The 16,387-nt window shown below is 43.7% G+C and carries 14 protein-coding genes; 12 read left to right on the top strand and 2 right to left on the bottom strand.

The genetic code is table 11. From position 1 onward, the window contains the following. Positions 1-12: 12 nt before the first annotated feature. The 10 genes from ACY3LV_RS16740 (at position 13) to sipT (ending at position 12,015) form a co-directional block, all read left to right on the top strand. Positions 13-1,770: an ABC transporter ATP-binding protein gene (locus ACY3LV_RS16740; RefSeq protein WP_333560505.1), complete on the top strand. Its 1,758-nt coding sequence runs from the start codon at positions 13-15 to the stop codon at positions 1,768-1,770. 9 nt (positions 1,771-1,779) lie between these two features. Next, complete coding sequence (locus ACY3LV_RS16735; RefSeq protein ID WP_464864194.1) at positions 1,780-3,594, top strand: ABC transporter ATP-binding protein; 1,815 nt, start codon at positions 1,780-1,782, stop codon at positions 3,592-3,594. A gap of 115 nt (positions 3,595-3,709) precedes the next feature. Next, positions 3,710-4,405: a YknW family membrane protein gene (yknW, locus tag ACY3LV_RS16730; protein WP_333560503.1), complete on the top strand. Its 696-nt coding sequence runs from the start codon at positions 3,710-3,712 to the stop codon at positions 4,403-4,405. Positions 4,406-4,409: 4 nt separating this feature from the next. Further along, positions 4,410-5,543 (top strand): efflux RND transporter periplasmic adaptor subunit, encoded by a 1,134-nt coding sequence (locus tag ACY3LV_RS16725; protein WP_087992225.1) that lies wholly within the window; start codon positions 4,410-4,412, stop codon positions 5,541-5,543. Further along, on the top strand, positions 5,544-6,236 hold the full coding sequence (yknY, locus tag ACY3LV_RS16720) for an ABC transporter ATP-binding protein YknY (protein ID WP_087992224.1): 693 nt from the start codon (positions 5,544-5,546) through the stop codon (positions 6,234-6,236). Then, positions 6,233-7,426 (top strand): sporulation-delaying-protein transporter subunit SkiZ, encoded by a 1,194-nt coding sequence (gene skiZ, locus ACY3LV_RS16715; RefSeq protein WP_333560502.1) that lies wholly within the window; start codon positions 6,233-6,235, stop codon positions 7,424-7,426. The genes yknY and skiZ overlap by 4 nt, the downstream gene beginning before the upstream one ends. 278 nt (positions 7,427-7,704) lie before the next feature. Further along, positions 7,705-8,460, top strand: a complete 756-nt coding sequence (locus tag ACY3LV_RS16710) for a DeoR/GlpR family DNA-binding transcription regulator (protein WP_087992222.1) — start codon at positions 7,705-7,707, stop codon at positions 8,458-8,460. After that, positions 8,457-9,368, top strand: a complete 912-nt coding sequence (gene pfkB, locus ACY3LV_RS16705) for a 1-phosphofructokinase (RefSeq protein WP_087992221.1) — start codon at positions 8,457-8,459, stop codon at positions 9,366-9,368. The genes ACY3LV_RS16710 and pfkB overlap by 4 nt, the downstream gene beginning before the upstream one ends. A 14-nt stretch (positions 9,369-9,382) precedes the next feature. Continuing rightward, positions 9,383-11,290, top strand: coding sequence for a fructose-specific PTS transporter subunit EIIC (locus ACY3LV_RS16700; protein ID WP_333560501.1), 1,908 nt, complete (start codon positions 9,383-9,385; stop codon positions 11,288-11,290). A 143-nt stretch (positions 11,291-11,433) separates the two neighbouring features. Beyond that, positions 11,434-12,015, top strand: coding sequence for a signal peptidase I sipT (gene sipT, locus ACY3LV_RS16695; protein ID WP_087992219.1), 582 nt, complete (start codon positions 11,434-11,436; stop codon positions 12,013-12,015). Between the two features lie 35 nt (positions 12,016-12,050). Here the strand turns inward: sipT and ACY3LV_RS16690 are convergent, their stop codons facing one another. Further along, complete coding sequence (locus tag ACY3LV_RS16690; RefSeq protein WP_087992218.1) at positions 12,051-12,320, bottom strand: hypothetical protein; 270 nt, start codon at positions 12,318-12,320, stop codon at positions 12,051-12,053. Positions 12,321-12,501: 181 nt separating this feature from the next. Between ACY3LV_RS16690 and ACY3LV_RS16685 the strand changes: the two genes are divergently transcribed. Both ACY3LV_RS16685 and ACY3LV_RS16680 read left to right on the top strand, forming a co-directional pair. After that, on the top strand, positions 12,502-14,121 hold the full coding sequence (locus ACY3LV_RS16685) for an ABC-F family ATP-binding cassette domain-containing protein (RefSeq protein ID WP_148963708.1): 1,620 nt from the start codon (positions 12,502-12,504) through the stop codon (positions 14,119-14,121). 60 nt (positions 14,122-14,181) lie between these two features. Beyond that, complete coding sequence (locus tag ACY3LV_RS16680) at positions 14,182-15,093, top strand: ketopantoate reductase family protein (protein ID WP_333560500.1); 912 nt, start codon at positions 14,182-14,184, stop codon at positions 15,091-15,093. Between the two features lie 30 nt (positions 15,094-15,123). On the opposite strand, the gene ACY3LV_RS16675 is transcribed toward ACY3LV_RS16680, so the two are convergent. Then, a complete protein-coding gene (locus ACY3LV_RS16675; RefSeq protein WP_464864193.1) occupies positions 15,124-16,356 on the bottom strand; it encodes an aminopeptidase in 1,233 nt (410 codons plus the stop codon). Positions 16,357-16,387: the final 31 nt, after the last annotated feature.

Raw genomic sequence — 16,387 nt, 5'->3', positions numbered from 1 at the left:
AAGGTGCTGGATATGGAGATATTTAAAAGATTAAAAATGTTTTATTGGCCTTACAGAAAGGTGTTTATGTGGTCGCTTCTGGCCATGCTTTTGATGACTGTGATTACTGTCGTTTACCCGATTATCCTGCAAATCACGATTGATGAAATCGTGCTGGGGAGGCAGTATCAGCTTGCAGCATGGGTCAGCTTAGGTTTTATTGCGGTAATGGCCCTGAAAGGAACCGCCACTTTTTTTCATCAATATTTAGGAGATATGTTCGGCATCAAATCCGTTTATCGGCTGAGAAATGGCCTGTATGAAAAACTGCAGAGGCTTTCTTTTTCTTACTATGATAACGCGAAAACAGGTGATTTGATGTCCAGATTGACAGCTGACGTTGAGGGGCTTCGTTTTTTCTTATCATACGGTCTCGCTGAACTCATTCGATTCGGTCTGCTGGTCGCCATCAGCCTTTCGGTCATGTTTTACTATTCTGTTCCTCTTACGCTTGTAACAATCGCTGTTCTGCCATTTCTCGCTGTTGCGGTATATCAGTTCGACAAAAGAGTCCATCCCGCCTTCAGAAGAATTCGCAAATCGTTTGCGAAACTCAACACAAAAGTCCAGGAAAATATCAGCGGCATCAATACGGTTAAATCTCTATCAAGAGAAGATTTTCAGATCAGCACATTCAATAAGGCCAATGCGGAATACAGGACACAGTATTTACAAACATCATCCATCTGGTCTGCGTATTTCCCTTTAATGGAGTTCATCGGTAATGTTTGTATTGTGGCTCTCCTCTCCTACGGCGGCTACTTGGTCATGCAGAACCAGCTCAATCCCGGTGAGCTTGTCGCTTTTTTCAGCCTTGTCAATTATATGATGTGGCCGATTATGAACTTAGGCTTTGTCATCAATATGTTCTCTCAAGCAAAAGCGTCAGGTGAACGCCTGCTGGAAATTCTCGAAAAAGAAGAAGACATCACAGACCATGCCCACGCTTTGCATAAACAAAAATTAACAGGAGATGTCCTATTCAAAAATGTTTCTCTTGCATACGGTAAAGAACAAACAAACGCGCTATGCAATGTCAGTTTTGAGGCAAACAGCGGGAAGGTAATCGGACTATTGGGCCCTACAGGTTCAGGCAAAAGCTCAGTTACACAGCTCCTCACCAGATTTTACAGTCCTGTTGGCGGAATGATTACGATTGATCATAAACCTATCACTGATTACTCGTTAAAAACCCTTCGCTCCAATATCGGGGTCGTTCTTCAAGAATCTTTTCTGTTTTCATCTACAATTCGATCAAACATTTCGTACGGGAGGCCGAATGCATCAATGGAAGACATCATCGAAGCGGCAAAAAGGGCGCAGGCACACGACTTTATTATGGAGCTTCCTGATGGATATGACACTATGCTGGGAGAGAGGGGAATGGGGCTTTCCGGCGGACAGAAACAGCGTATCGCCATTGCGAGAGCCATTTGTTTGAACCCGGGCATTTTAATATTGGATGACGCCACAAGCGCAGTAGATATGCAAACTGAGCACAGCATACAGCTTGCTTTAAAAGAAGTCATGAAAAACCGCACAACCTTTATCATCGCTCACCGCATTTCTTCACTGAAACACGCCGATGAAATTCTCGTTTTTGATAAAGGGAGCATTTGTGAAAGGGGAACACATCATGAGCTTCTCGAAAAAGGCGGCTACTATCAAAAGATATACGATTTGCAATACCGTGATGCCAAAATGATCAATGAGCCGCATCAGGTCGGATAGGGAGGACTTATGAAACAAGCAAAAAAACAAGGGATTTTGGAGCGTTTCTATTATTCTTCAGATGAAATCATTGAAAAGCCGTTTAACTGGGCTCAAATGTGGCGGCTGCTGGGCTATGTCAAACCATATCGAAAAACCATTTTGCCGCTTTCTTTTCTCACCGTTTTGATTGGGACTGCTGTGAAGCTTGTGATCCCCATTCTGATCGGCGTGTATGTTCTCGATCAAGCCATTGCAGAGAAAAACTCGGAGCTGCTGATCCAGCTCATTTTCATCATTAGCGGTTTATACGTCCTTAATTATGCCGCCAATGTGTTCAGAATCAGATGGATGAATCAGCTTGGCCAGCATGTGATTTACGACTTGCGCCAGCATTTGTTTACTCATGTGCAGCGCTTATCCCATCGATTTTTTGATCAGCGGTCGGCTGGATCTATTTTGGTCAGGATTATGAATGATATTAACTCTCTTCAGGAGCTCTTTACAAGCGGAGTCATCAACTTATTGACCGACTTGCTGCTTCTGGCCGGCGTTATGATCATTTTGTTTACGCTGAGTCCTGAGCTGACCATAGCCATTATGGTGACACTGCCGATTATGTTTTTTATTTCAACAAGTCTCAGAAAAAAAATACGCCGCTCCTGGCAAAAGGTGCGTCTAAAGCAATCAAAGCTGAACTCTCATTTGAACGAAAGCATTCAGGGCATCCGTGTCACACAAGCATTTACGCAGGAAGAAGAAAATATGGCGTATTTTGACGGCGTCAATCAGGAGAACTATCAATCATGGCAGGAAGCCACAAGAAAAAACGCCATGTTCCGTCCGCTGGTAGAAATGACGAATGCGATTGGAACGGGTGTTTTGATTTGGTATGGCGCCACACTCATCATGAATGAAACCATCACGATTGGCGTCTTCGTTTCTTTTGCCTTCTATCTCGGCATGTTTTGGGAACCTATTTCGAGACTGGGCCAGGTCTATAACCAGCTGTTAATGGGAATGGCGTCATCTGAGCGGATTTTTGAGTTTCTGGACGAACAGCCAAATGTCAAAGAGAAGCGGGACGCGATTCATAAGCAAAAAATAAATGGGGAGATCAGCTTCGAAGAGGTTGAATTTTCGTATGATGAAAAACGAAAAGCCCTCCGCGCTGTTTCCTTCTCTATTCCGGCAGGCTCGACGCTTGCGCTTGTCGGGCATACGGGGAGCGGGAAAACGACGATCGCCAATTTAATCAGCCGTTTTTATGATGCCGCGGGAGGCAGCATAAAAATAGACGGTGTTCCGATTCAGGATCTTTCCCTTGCCAGTTTGCGCTCTCAAATCAGCATTGTGCTGCAAGATACATTTATTTTCTCCGGGACTATCATGGAAAATATTCGTTTCGGCCGGCCGGGTGCTTCAGACGAAGAAGTGATGAAAGCAGCCCAAGCGGTCGGAGCGGATGAGTTTATCTCTGGTTTAAGAGAAGGGTACGAAACAGAGGTGGAGGAAAGGGGCAGCGTACTGTCTGCCGGACAGCGCCAGCTCATTTCCTTTGCAAGAGCATTGCTCGCCGATCCAGCTATTATCATCCTCGACGAAGCAACGGCAAGTATTGATACAGAGACGGAGGTGAAAATTCAACAGGCTTTAAAAACCCTGCTGAAAGGGCGTACAGCAGTGATGATCGCCCACAGATTATCCACGATCCGCGATGCCGACCGCATCATTGTGCTTGATCACGGCAAGAAAATGGAAGAAGGAAACCATGAGCAACTGCTTGCTAAAGGGGGCATTTATGCCGGGCTTGTAAAAACGCAATACAGCGAAGCGATAGAATAAGAGCAAAAGCCTTCAGTTATATATTGAAGGCTTTTGGAAATTTATTAGAAAAAACATGAAACTTTTCGCTATCACTCTCGTACTATCTGTTAGACATTCTCAAGGAGGTTTTGAAATGGAAACAAATGTAGAAAAAAACAGCACAACGGCGACTGAAAAGCCGTCACTTTTCGGAGTGATCACAAATCCGTCCGTTCAATTTGAAAGAATAAGAGAAAGACCGGCTGTATGGGGACCGCTATTTATTGTTGCAGCCATTATCATCGTCGGTGCCGTGCTGCAATCACTCGGTACGGATTATAGTGAGCTTATGAAAAGCAGTGACACTCAAGGGTTAACAGCTGAACAAATTGAAACCGTCGCTACAATAACCAAATTTGGAGGAATGGCAGGCGCGATTTTCGGCGGTATCGCAGCGTTATTTATTGCCCCTCTTATTTATTGGCTCTGTGTAAAAATATCAGGCGGAGTTACGACATACAAAAAAATGCTTTCTCTCGGTCTGTTTGTCTCTTTGATTAGCAGTCTTGGATTATTGGTTAACGGAATCGTTGCTTTTACGACTGACACGAATTCGCTTTACAGCATGACATCATTGGCGGGGATTATTCCGTCTGACGGGGCTTTCGCCAGCGTGTTAAATACTTTTGAGATATTTAGCATATGGAGCTATGTATTATTAGCAATCGGCCTTCACAAAACAGGCGGCATCTCAAAAAAAGCAGGATGGATTTCAGTGATTGTTCTTTTCGGAATTTTAGTTGCATTTTCGTTCTTTTCAGGTTTAATCAATTCTGCGGCGGGTGCATAAACTCATGAAAAAAGTATGGATCGGAATTGGAATCGCCATTTTAGTCGCTCTTTTTATTGGAATCAATATATACCGGTCTGCTGCCCCTACAAGCGGCAGCGCCGGCCAAAAGATACAGGCGGGAAGCCTTGAAGAAAAAGAAATCTCGTCAACGGTTATGGTTCCCGGTACACTTCAATTTTCAAATGAACAGTATGTCTTTTATGAAGCGGATAAAGGGACATTAGAAGACATTAAAGTGAAGGAAGGCGACAAAGTGAAAAAGGGCACGCCTTTAGTCACCTATACAAATGAGCAGCTGAGCCTGGAAAAAGAACAGAACCAGTTAACGGCTGAATCCAACCAGCTTCAAATTGACCAAATTCAAGAAAAGATAAATGCGTTAGATCATAAAGAAAAAGAACTGGCAAAACAGGTTGGAAAGAAAGAAGCAAAAAAACAAATTGAATCTGAGCGTACGGAGCTTCAAATGCAGAAAAAAACGACTGAGATCGATTTAAAACAAACCGAGCTCCAGCGGCAGTCACTTGCCAATCGGGTGTCAGATCTTGAAGTGAAAAGCGAAATCGAAGGTACGGTTATTAGTGTCAACCAAGAAGCGGCATCCAAAAAATCAGATATTCAAGAGCCTGTCATACATATCGGCAACCCAAAAGACCTTGTCGTCTCAGGGAAATTGTCTGAATACGATACACTGAAAATCAAAAAAGGCCAGAAGGTCACACTCACTTCAGATGTTATTCAGGATAAAACATGGAAAGGCACAGTTTCCGCAGTCGGACTTGTTCCGGATCAGCAGGAAAGCGCTGCGGTACAAGGAACAGAACAAGCGGTTCAATATCCGCTTCAAGTGAAAATAAAAGGGGATCTTCCAGAAGGAAAGCCCGGCTTTAAATTTATCATGAATATTGAAACAGATAAGCGGAAAGCAAATACGCTTCCTTCAAAGGCAGTCAAAAAAGAAGATGATCAATATTATGTGTATACAGTAAAAGACGGAAAAGCAAAACGAGCTGATGTCAAAATCGGTGAAGTAACAGATGATCTGACAGAGATTAAAGAGGGGATTTCTCAAGAGGATCAAGTCATTTTGAATCCCTCTGATCAGGTGACCGATGGAACGGAAGTGAAAGCATAAATGATTCAGCTTTCTAATGTGAGAAAAAGCTATCAGATCGGCAGGGAAACGTTTGATGTTCTCCATTCTATTGATTTGGACATTCATCAAGGGGAATATGTCTCGATTATGGGGCCGTCAGGTTCAGGGAAATCGACAATCATGAATATTATCGGCTGTCTTGACCGGCCGACTTCCGGTACGTATAAATTGGACGGCGAAGATATTTCTTCATATAAAGATAAAGAACTGGCGGCAGTCCGTAACCGGTCCATCGGTTTTGTATTTCAGCAATTCCAGCTTCTTCCGCGGCTGAACGCCAAAAAAAATGTCGAGCTGCCGATGATTTATTCCGGTATAGGCAAAAAAGAACGTCAAGAGCGGGCTGAGAGAGCGTTGAAAAAGGTCGGGTTAACCGATCGAATGCTCCACATGCCCAACGAGCTCTCGGGCGGGCAGAAGCAGCGGGTAGCCATTGCGAGGGCAATCGTGAATGAGCCAAAATTGATTTTAGCTGATGAACCGACCGGCGCGCTGGATACGAAAACAAGCGCGGCGATTATGGAGCAATTTACAGCATTAAATGCCGAGGGAACAACAATCGTTCTTGTTACTCACGAGCCGGAAGTCGCAGATTGCACCAATCGAATCGTCATGGTGCGTGACGGAAACATTGTTCCTGCCAGCTCCGGACAAAGGAGCGTGGGAGAATGAGCCTGTTAGAGAACATCAGAATGGCTTTAAGCTCAGTCCTTGCCCATAAAATGCGTTCGATCTTAACGATGCTCGGCATTATCATTGGTGTAGGCTCTGTCATCGTCGTGGTTGCGGTAGGACAGGGCGGCGAGCAAATGCTGAAACAGTCGATCAGCGGCCCGGGAAATGCCGTGGAGCTGTACTATATGCCAAGCGATGAGGAGCTTGCAAGCAATCCGAACGCCTTAGCCGAATCTACTTTTACAGAAAATGATATAAAAGGTTTAAAAGAGATAGAGGGCATCAAACAAGTCGTTGCCTCGACTTCTGAAAGTATGACAGCGCGTTATCATGAGGAAGAAACTGATGTCACCATTAACGGAATAAACGATGGATACATGAATGTCAATTCTTTAAAAATCGAAAACGGCAAAACCTTTACCGATCATGATTTTTTTGCGGGGAAAAGAGCCGGAGTGATCTCTCAAAAGATGGCTGAAGAACTGTTTGATAAAACATCCCCTCTCGGAGAAGTTGTCTGGATCAACGGACAGCCTGTTGAAATCATCGGCGTGCTGAAAAAAGAAACAGGCTTGCTTTCTTTCGGTTTAAGTGAAATGTATGTGCCATTTAATATGATGAAATCTTCTTTTGGCACAAGTGATTTCAGTAACGTATCATTGCAAGTCGAATCAGCAGACGACATAAAAACAGCTGGAAAAGAAGCGGCACAGCTTGTAAATGACAATCATGGCACAGAAGATTCATATCAAGTGATGAACATGGAAGAGATAGCGGCCGGAATTGGCAAAGTAACGGCGATTATGACGACGATTATCGGCTCGATTGCAGGCATCTCTCTTTTGGTCGGCGGAATCGGTGTCATGAATATTATGCTCGTATCAGTCACAGAACGGACGCGGGAAATCGGAATCAGAAAATCACTCGGTGCGACGAGAGGACAGATTCTGACTCAGTTTTTAATTGAATCAGTCGTATTGACGCTGATCGGAGGACTGATTGGAATTGGAATCGGATATGGAGGGGCCTCTCTTGTTTCTGCCATTGCGGGCTGGCCATCACTCATATCCTGGCAGGTTGTAGGCGGGGGCGTGCTGTTCAGTATGCTCATTGGCGTTATTTTTGGCATGCTTCCCGCAAATAAAGCCGCAAAGCTTGATCCGATTGAAGCGCTGCGTTACGAGTAGCCTCATGCAACATGCATGAGGTTTTTTTATGTTTCGTTTTTCTACTATGAATATAAAAGACTTTTTTCATTAAAATAAGAAGAAAATGTCGTACAATTGTCCTTATTTTTGTCGAATTTACAGTTTACAAACCCTATAGACATACGTTAATATGGATAAACGTGAAAGATTTTGATAGTTATTGAATGAATTTGAATGATTCTAGTTGCCTAAATTGAAAAAAGCGTTTACAATGAAATTGTATTCAAAATGAATACGTTTTCATTAGGAGGTGAAGCATGCTAACTCCTGAACGGCATCAATTGATTATTGATCAAATCGAAAAGCATGATGTGGTAAAAATTCAAGAGCTTATAAATCTTACAAACGCTTCTGAATCAACTATCAGAAGAGATTTATCAACACTTGAAGAACGCGGTTTTTTAAAGCGTGTTCATGGGGGAGCAGCCAAGCTTTCCGATATCAGACTTGAACCCGATATGCTTGAAAAATCATCCAAAAACCTTCACGATAAATTGAAAATTGCTGAAAAAGCAGTTTCTCTTTTAGAAGAAGGAGATTGCATTTACCTTGATGCAGGCACGACGACTTTGCACATGATTGATTTTATGGATAAAAGCAAAGATATTGTCGTAGTCACAAACGGGGTGATGCATGTCGATGCATTAATAAGGAAAGAAATTTCTTTTTACCTGCTTGGAGGATACGTAAAGCACAGAACGGGCGCGATTATTGGAGGCGCTTCACTGATTGCCATGGATCAGTACAGATTCGACAAGAGTTTTCTGGGGACAAACGGTGTCCATACAGAGGCTGGATTCACAACGCCGGACCCTGATGAGGCTCTTTTAAAACAGAAAGCTGTCAAACAGGCAAAACACGCTTATGTCTTAGCAGACCCTTCGAAATTCGGAGAAATTTCTTTTTCGGCATTCGCCGGAATAGGCGACGCAACAATCATTACGACTGGCGCTGAAGAGCTTACATTCGATAATTACCAAGAAAAAACTGTCGTAAAGGTAGTGAAACCATGATTTACACTGTAACACTTAATCCATCTGTCGATTATATTGTTCACGTTGAAGATTTTACTGTAGGAGGCCTGAACCGTTCCTCATACGATACAAAGTATCCAGGGGGCAAGGGCATCAACGTATCGAGACTGCTGAAAAGACACCATGTACCGTCTAAAGCGCTCGGATTCGTCGGCGGATTTACCGGAGAATATATCAAAACATTTTTGCGGGAAGAAAACCTGGAAACAGCCTTTTCTGAAGTGAAAGAAGATACCCGTATCAATGTAAAGCTGAAAACGGGTGATGAAACTGAAATTAACGGTCAGGGACCGACAATTTCAGATGAAGATTTCAAAACCTTTTTAGAACAGTTCCAGTCTTTACAAGAAGGAGATATCGTCGTCCTTGCAGGAAGCATTCCATCTTCACTGCCCCACGACACTTACGAAAAAATCGCAGAGGCCTGCACACAGCAGAACGCGCGAGTTGTTCTGGATATCTCAGGCGAGGCGCTTATGAAAGCAACAGAAATGAAACCGTTTTTGATGAAGCCAAACCATCATGAGCTTGGAGAAATGTTCGGCACAACAATTACATCTGTTGAAGAAGCTGTTCCTTATGGGAAAAAGCTTGTAGAACAAGGGGCTGAACATGTAATCGTATCCATGGCCGGAGACGGAGCGCTTCTATTTACGAAGGAAGCTGTTTATTTTGCAAACGTGCCAAAGGGGAAATTGGTCAACTCAGTCGGAGCGGGAGATTCCGTCGTTGCAGGTTTTCTTGCCGGTATTTCCAAACAGCTGCCGCTTGAAGAAGCATTCCGTTTAGGTGTTACATCAGGCAGTGCTACCGCGTTCTCTGAAGAACTTGGAACAGAAGAATTTGTCCAGCAGCTTCTTCCTGAAGTTAAGGTCACACGTCTATAGAGGAGGAAATAAAAGTGAAAATAACTGAGCTTTTAACGAAGCATACAATAAAGCTTAATATTGAGAGCAAAGAAAAAGAAAATGTTATTGACGAAATGGTCACTGTTCTTGATAAAGCTGGAAAATTAAATGACCGACAAGCCTACAAAGAAGCCATTTTAAATCGCGAGAGCCAAAGCTCGACGGGAATTGGTGAAGGAATCGCTATCCCGCATGCGAAAACAGCAAGCGTTATCAACCCGGCGATCGCGTTCGGGCGTTCAAAAGACGGTGTCGATTATGAATCATTAGACGGCCAGCCGGCTCATTTGGTGTTCATGATAGCGGCGACTGAAGGCGCAAACAACACTCACCTTGAAGCATTGTCAAGACTTTCAACGCTGTTAATGCGTGAAGAAATTCGCAAGCAGCTCCTTGAAGCTGAGTCAGAAGATGCTATTATCGACATTATTAATCAGCACGATAAAGATGATGACGAAGAGGAAGAAGAAGAAGAAGCGGCACCTGCACCTGCCGGAAAAGGGAAAATCCTAGCGGTTACTGCATGTCCGACAGGTATTGCACACACATTCATGGCTGCGGATGCCCTTAAAGAAAAAGCGAAAGAGCTTGGTGTGGAAATTAAGGTCGAAACAAATGGTTCAAGCGGTATTAAGCACAAGCTGACTGCCCAAGAAATTGAAGATGCACCTGCCATCATTGTCGCAGCGGACAAGCAGGTTGAAATGGAACGATTTAAAGGTAAGCGCGTGCTTCAAGTACCTGTTACAGCTGGTATCAGACGCCCGCAAGAGCTTATCGAAAAAGCGAAAAATCAAGACGCGCCGGTTTACCAAGGCAGCGGCGGCGGTTCTTCAGCTTCAAACGATGAAGATGAAGCGAGAGGCAAGTCTGGCGGCAGCATCGGAAGCATGTTTTATAAGCATCTGATGAGCGGTGTCAGCAACATGCTTCCGTTCGTAGTCGGCGGTGGTATCCTCGTTGCGATTTCATTCTTCTGGGGTATTAATTCTTCCAATCCGGATGATCCTACTTACAACACGTTCGCTGCCGCTCTTAAGTTTATCGGCGGTGACAATGCATTAGGATTAATTGTGGCTGTTCTTGCCGGTTTCATTGCAATGAGTATTGCAGACCGTCCTGGTTTTGCGCCTGGTATGATCGGCGGATTTATGGCAACTCAAGCAAATGCTGGATTCTTAGGCGGATTAATTGCCGGATTCCTGGCTGGTTATATCGTTGTTCTTTTGAAAAAAGCATTCGTCTTTATTCCTCAGTCACTTGACGGACTGAAACCAGTGTTAATCTATCCGCTGTTTGGTATTTTCTTAACTGGTATTATCATGCGTTTCGTTGTGAATACACCGGTAGCGGCATTTATGGATTTCTTAACAAATTGGCTTGAAAGCCTTGGGACTGGCAACCTTGTATTAATGGGTATTATTTTGGGCGGTATGATGGCGATCGATATGGGCGGTCCGCTTAATAAAGCAGCCTTTACGTTCGGTATCGCGATGATCGATGCAGGCAATTATGCGCCTCACGCAGCGATCATGGCCGGCGGTATGGTTCCTCCGCTTGGTATCGCACTTGCAACAACCATTTTCAGAAACAAATTCACTCAGCGTGACCGTGAAGCTGGTATTACATGCTACTTCATGGGGGCTGCTTTCGTAACAGAGGGAGCGATCCCGTTTGCTGCGGCTGATCCGCTTCGCGTGATTCCAGCTGCTGTCGCTGGTGCAGCTGTTGCCGGAGGATTAACTGAATTCTTCCGTGTAACGCTTCCGGCACCTCACGGAGGAGTATTCGTAGCCTTCATTACAAACCATCCGCTGCTTTACCTATTAAGTATCGTGATCGGTGCTGTCGTGATGGCAATTATCCTCGGTATTCTTAAAAAACCTGTTACAGAGAAATAAGAAAAAAGCGTCCTTCATTCGAAAGGGCGCTTTTTCTTTATCCTGCTGGCGGGAGCGCGGTTAAGTTATGTATTTTATTATCATTTATGATAAAGTAAAAGAAGGGAAACAACTGACACAGCAACCGTCTAGGAGGAAACACTTTGACCGAGGAAAAAAACACGAAAACTGAAAAAACGGCGAAGAAAAAAACCAATACGTATTTGGAATGGGGAAAAGCGATTGTCATCGCTGTCCTGCTGGCTCTCTTGATCCGTCACTTTTTGTTTGAACCTTATTTAGTCGAAGGTTCATCTATGGATCCCACATTACATGACGGCGAAAGGCTGTTTGTGAATAAAACAGTCAACTATATCGGCGAGCTGGAGCGCGGAGATATCGTTATTATCAACGGTGAGACGTCGAAAATCCATTACGTAAAAAGATTGATCGGAAAGCCTGGAGAAACCGTTCAAATGAAGGATGACACGCTTTATATAAACGGAAAAAAAGCAGCTGAGCCTTACTTGTCTAAAAACAAAAAAGAAGCAGAAAAACTTGGTGTGAGTCTGACTGGCGATTTTGGACCGGTTAAGGTTCCCAAAGGCAAATATTTTGTCATGGGAGATAACCGGCTGAATTCAATGGACAGCCGAAACGGGCTCGGACTGATTGCCGAAGACCGGATTGTCGGCACATCGAAGTTTGTCTTTTTCCCGTTTAACGAAATGCGTCAAACAAAATAAAAACGCCTTGCTGGCCTTGGGACAGCAGGCGTTTTTTAATTTGAAAAAGAAGCGACTAATGCAATGCATAATACCGTGATAAACACTGAACCGATAATGGCCAGCACGCTGAAGAAAAGATGAACCTGTTTGTTTTCTTTGCCACGCTTTTCTAAAAGTCGTTTAGAAAAAATATGTGAAAATATGTAAATGAGGGCTATGCCAATATATAAGCCGATATCTTTAGCGGTAAAGCCTGTTACGGCAAGGTAAAAGCCCGTAAAAAAGATCAATAAGCAGTATTCAGTAAGTGTTAAAAGCTTCAACGTGTTCCTCCATGAGAGTGTGTAATTTTCCCGGCTGGATGTATCCTCTCTGCTTTATTGTAACATAGCTGGCAGCATTGAGTGTATAAGTGTTTTCTCTCCGATTTATCAGGGAATCATTTCTCTTGCCCAGCATTCATGGTATACTTTTATTGATGATAGACATGATGGAGGATAATAAATGATTGCTGTAAATAATGTAAGCTTGCGGTTTGCGGATCGCAAGTTATTTGAAGATGTCAATATTAAATTTACCCCAGGCAACTGCTATGGGTTAATTGGTGCAAATGGTGCCGGTAAATCAACGTTTCTGAAAGTGCTATCTGGCGAAATCGATCCTCAGACAGGCGATGTCCATATGAGTCCTGGAGAGCGTCTTGCCATCTTGAAGCAGAACCATTTTGAGTACGAAGAGTATGAAGTGCTGAAAGTGGTCATTATGGGCCACAAACGCCTGTATGAAGTCATGCAGGAGAAAGACGCTATTTACATGAAGCCTGATTTCTCAGATGAGGATGGAATTCGTGCGGCAGAGCTCGAAGGTGAATTTGCAGAGCTGAACGGATGGGAAGCCGAAAGTGAAGCTGCGATTCTTTTAAAAGGCCTTGGTATCTCAGAAGATCTTCATACGAAGAAGATGGAAGACCTTGGCGGTTCAGAGAAAGTAAAAGTTCTCTTGGCACAGGCATTATTCGGCAAGCCGGATGTTCTGCTGCTCGATGAGCCGACGAACCACTTGGACCTTCAGGCAATTCAGTGGCTGGAAGAGTTTCTGATTAACTTTGAAAACACAGTTATTGTGGTATCCCATGACCGTCACTTCTTAAATAAAGTGTGTACGCACATTGCTGACCTTGATTTTAATAAGATCCAAATCTATGTCGGAAACTATGATTTCTGGTATGAATCAAGCCAGCTGGCGTTAAAGCTTTCTCAAGAAGCGAACAAGAAAAAAGAAGAGCAAATTAAACAGCTTCAAGAGTTTGTCGCTAGATTCAGCGCCAACGCGTCTAAATCTAAGCAGGCAACATCAAGAAAGAAACTTCTCGAAAAAATTACGCTCGATGATATTAAACCGTCTTCCCGCCGCTATCCTTACGTTAACTTTACACCAGAACGGGAAATCGGAAATGATGTTCTTCAGGTGGAAGGCTTAACGAAAACAATCGATGGCGTAAAGGTGCTTGACAACGTCAGCTTTATTATGAATAGAGAAGATAAAATTGCTTTCACTGGCCGCAACGAACTGGCTGTTACCACGCTGTTTAAAATCATTTCCGGGGAAATGGAAGCTGATAGCGGAACGTTTAAATGGGGCGTAACGACATCTCAAGCGTATTTTCCAAAAGACAACAGCGAATATTTCGAAGGCAGTGATCTAAATCTTGTAGACTGGCTTCGCCAATATTCTCCTCATGACCAAAGTGAGAGCTTTTTACGCGGTTTCTTAGGACGGATGCTGTTCTCAGGAGAAGAAGTCCACAAAAAATCAAACGTACTATCTGGGGGAGAAAAGGTTCGCTGTATGCTGTCTAAAGCGATGCTTTCCGGCGCCAATATTTTAATTTTGGATGAGCCGACCAACCATTTAGACTTAGAATCCATTACAGCGCTCAATAACGGCTTGATCAGCTTTAAAGGCGCTATGCTGTTTACATCTCATGACCATCAGTTTGTACAGACCATTGCCAACAGAATTATTGAAATTACACCTAAAGGCATCGTCGATAAGCAAATGAGCTATGATGAGTTCCTTGAAAATGCTGATGTGCAGAAAAAACTGACTGAACTATACGCGTAATCAAAAAAAGCAGAGATTCCTCTGCTTTTTTTGATACATAGAGTTGAAAGGAGATACAACATGAAATTTTTGGTTGTCGGAGCAGGAGGAGTAGGCGGGTATATTGGCGGACGGCTTGCAGAGAAAGGCAATGATGTGACATTTCTCGTACGCCAAAAAAGAGCTGAGCGGCTTAAAGAAACCGGGCTTGTCATCCATAGTGAAAAAGGGGATGTATCATTTCAGCCCGCATTAATCAGTGCCGGAGAAACAGGGCAGTTTGACGTCGTTATCATTGCTTCTAAAGCCTATTCACTTGAGCAAGTGATAGATGATGTCAAACCGTTTATCAATCGTGAATCTGTCATTATCCCTTTCTTAAACGGGTATCGCCATTATGAGCAGCTGTTTACGGCATTTTCAAAAGAACAGGTGCTGGGCGGTTTGTGTTTTATAGAAAGTGCCTTAGACAACAAGGGAGAAATTTATCATACGAGCGCATCGCATCGTTTTGTATTCGGAGAGTGGAACGGTGAGCGTACGGAACGAATAACAGCACTTGAAGAGGCGTTTTCAGGCGTGAAGGCAGAAGTCATTATCAGCGGGCATATCGAGAAGGACATTTGGAAAAAGTATCTGTTTATTGCGGCGCAAGCAGGGATCACAACGTTATTTCAAAGACCGCTTGGCCCAATCCTCGAAACAGAAGGCGGACGTCACACGGCCCAAATCCTTATTGGGGAAATTGGCGCTATTTTGCGAAAAGAGGGTGTTCCGGCTGATCCGGATCTTGAGGAAGAGAGCTTCCGTACGATGACAAGCATGTCTTACCATATGAAATCCTCTATGCTTCGGGATATGGAAAACGGACAAACGACTGAAGGTAACCACCTGCACGGCTTTTTGCTTGAAAAAGCAAAGCGTTTATCTCTTGCAGCACCCATATTAGAAACGGTGTATGCCAATCTGCAAATGTATGAAGCAGAAAAATAAAAAGGAGGCGAAAAGCCTCCTTTTGTTTATTTAAAAAGCCCAATTCCCATTTCTGAAGATAGGCTCTCTTTTTCCGTCTGCCGTAATGCCGTCAATATTCATATCCGGAGAACCAATCATAAAGTCCACGTGTGTAATGCTTTCATTTAAGCCTTCTTTGACAAGTTCCTCACGAGACATCTGCTTTCCGCCTTCAATGTTAAAGGCGTATGCGCTGCCGATCGCCAAATGGTTTGACGCGTTTTCATCAAACAATGTGTTATAGAAAAGAATATTTGATTGTGATATAGGCGAATCGTAAGGAACAAGTGCCACTTCACCTAAATAGTGAGAACCCTCATCTGTTTCCACTAGTTCTTTTAAAATGTCCTCTCCTTTTTCGGCTTTAATGTCGACTATACGGCCATTTTCAAATGTGAGGGTGAAGTTTTCAATAATATTTCCGCCGTAGCTTAGCGGTTTTGTGCTCGATACGACTCCGTCGACCCCATCTTTTTGCGGCAGCGTGAATACTTCTTCTGTCGGCATATTGGCCATAAACTCATGGCCGCTTTCACTCACGCTTCCCGCACCAGCCCAAACATGCTTTCTAGGCAGCTTAATGGTTAAATCAGTTCCTTCTGCTAGATAGTGTAAAGCAGTGTAATGTCTCTCGTTCAAATGGTCAACTTTTTCATGAAGATTTTGATCATGCTTGATCCACGCTTGAACCGGATTGTCTTCGTTTACGCGCGTCGCTTTAAAAATTTCTTCCCACAGAAGCTGAGTCGCTTCCTCTTCTGATTTGCCAGGAAAGACTTTTTGGGCCCAGCCCGCTGATGCCGCACCTACGACAGTCCAGCTGACTTTGTCCGATTGAATATATTGTCTGTATGTATGTAATGCCTTGCCTGCTGCTTTTTGGAATGCAGCGATCCGTTTGGAATCTGCACCTTTTAGTAAATCTGGGTTTGACGACACAACAGAGATGAAAGCGGCTCCTTTTTTAGCAAGCTCTTCTCTGCCTTTTGCTTCACATTCAGGGTATTCTTCAAATGCTTCAAAAGGCGCGAGTTCATATTTTAATTTGGCGACTTCGTCATCCTGCCAATTCACCGTGACATTTTTGGCACCTTTTTCATATGCATGTTTCACAATTAAGCGGACAAAATCCCGTACGTCTGTTGAAGCATTTACGACTACATACTGGCCTTTTTGGACGTTTACGCCGACCTCTACCGCCAGCTGCGCATATGTATTTAATTTCTGTGAAAATGAATCCATGAATCATTCCTCCTCGAGCTTTTTTCTCATC

Source organism: Bacillus sp. 11C, from assembly GCF_055486375.1.
This window is presented reverse-complemented; position numbering and strand designations above follow the sequence as displayed.

Bases quoted from the DNA above. Each gene is read 5' to 3' on its own strand.
- skiZ (WP_333560502.1), top strand. From the start codon at position 6,233: ATGAGCCTGTTAGAGAACATCAGAATGGCTTTAAGCTCAGTCCTTGCC.
- pfkB (WP_087992221.1), top strand. From the start codon at position 8,457: ATGATTTACACTGTAACACTTAATCCATCTGTCGATTATATTGTTCAC.
- yknW (WP_333560503.1), top strand. From the start codon at position 3,710: ATGGAAACAAATGTAGAAAAAAACAGCACAACGGCGACTGAAAAGCCG.
- ACY3LV_RS16725 (WP_087992225.1), top strand. From the start codon at position 4,410: ATGAAAAAAGTATGGATCGGAATTGGAATCGCCATTTTAGTCGCTCTT.
- ACY3LV_RS16680 (WP_333560500.1), top strand. From the start codon at position 14,182: ATGAAATTTTTGGTTGTCGGAGCAGGAGGAGTAGGCGGGTATATTGGC.
- ACY3LV_RS16735 (WP_464864194.1), top strand. From the start codon at position 1,780: ATGAAACAAGCAAAAAAACAAGGGATTTTGGAGCGTTTCTATTATTCT.
- yknY (WP_087992224.1), top strand. From the start codon at position 5,544: ATGATTCAGCTTTCTAATGTGAGAAAAAGCTATCAGATCGGCAGGGAA.
- ACY3LV_RS16710 (WP_087992222.1), top strand. From the start codon at position 7,705: ATGCTAACTCCTGAACGGCATCAATTGATTATTGATCAAATCGAAAAG.
- ACY3LV_RS16740 (WP_333560505.1), top strand. From the start codon at position 13: ATGGAGATATTTAAAAGATTAAAAATGTTTTATTGGCCTTACAGAAAG.
- ACY3LV_RS16685 (WP_148963708.1), top strand. From the start codon at position 12,502: ATGATTGCTGTAAATAATGTAAGCTTGCGGTTTGCGGATCGCAAGTTA.
- ACY3LV_RS16675 (WP_464864193.1), bottom strand. From the start codon at position 16,356: ATGGATTCATTTTCACAGAAATTAAATACATATGCGCAGCTGGCGGTA.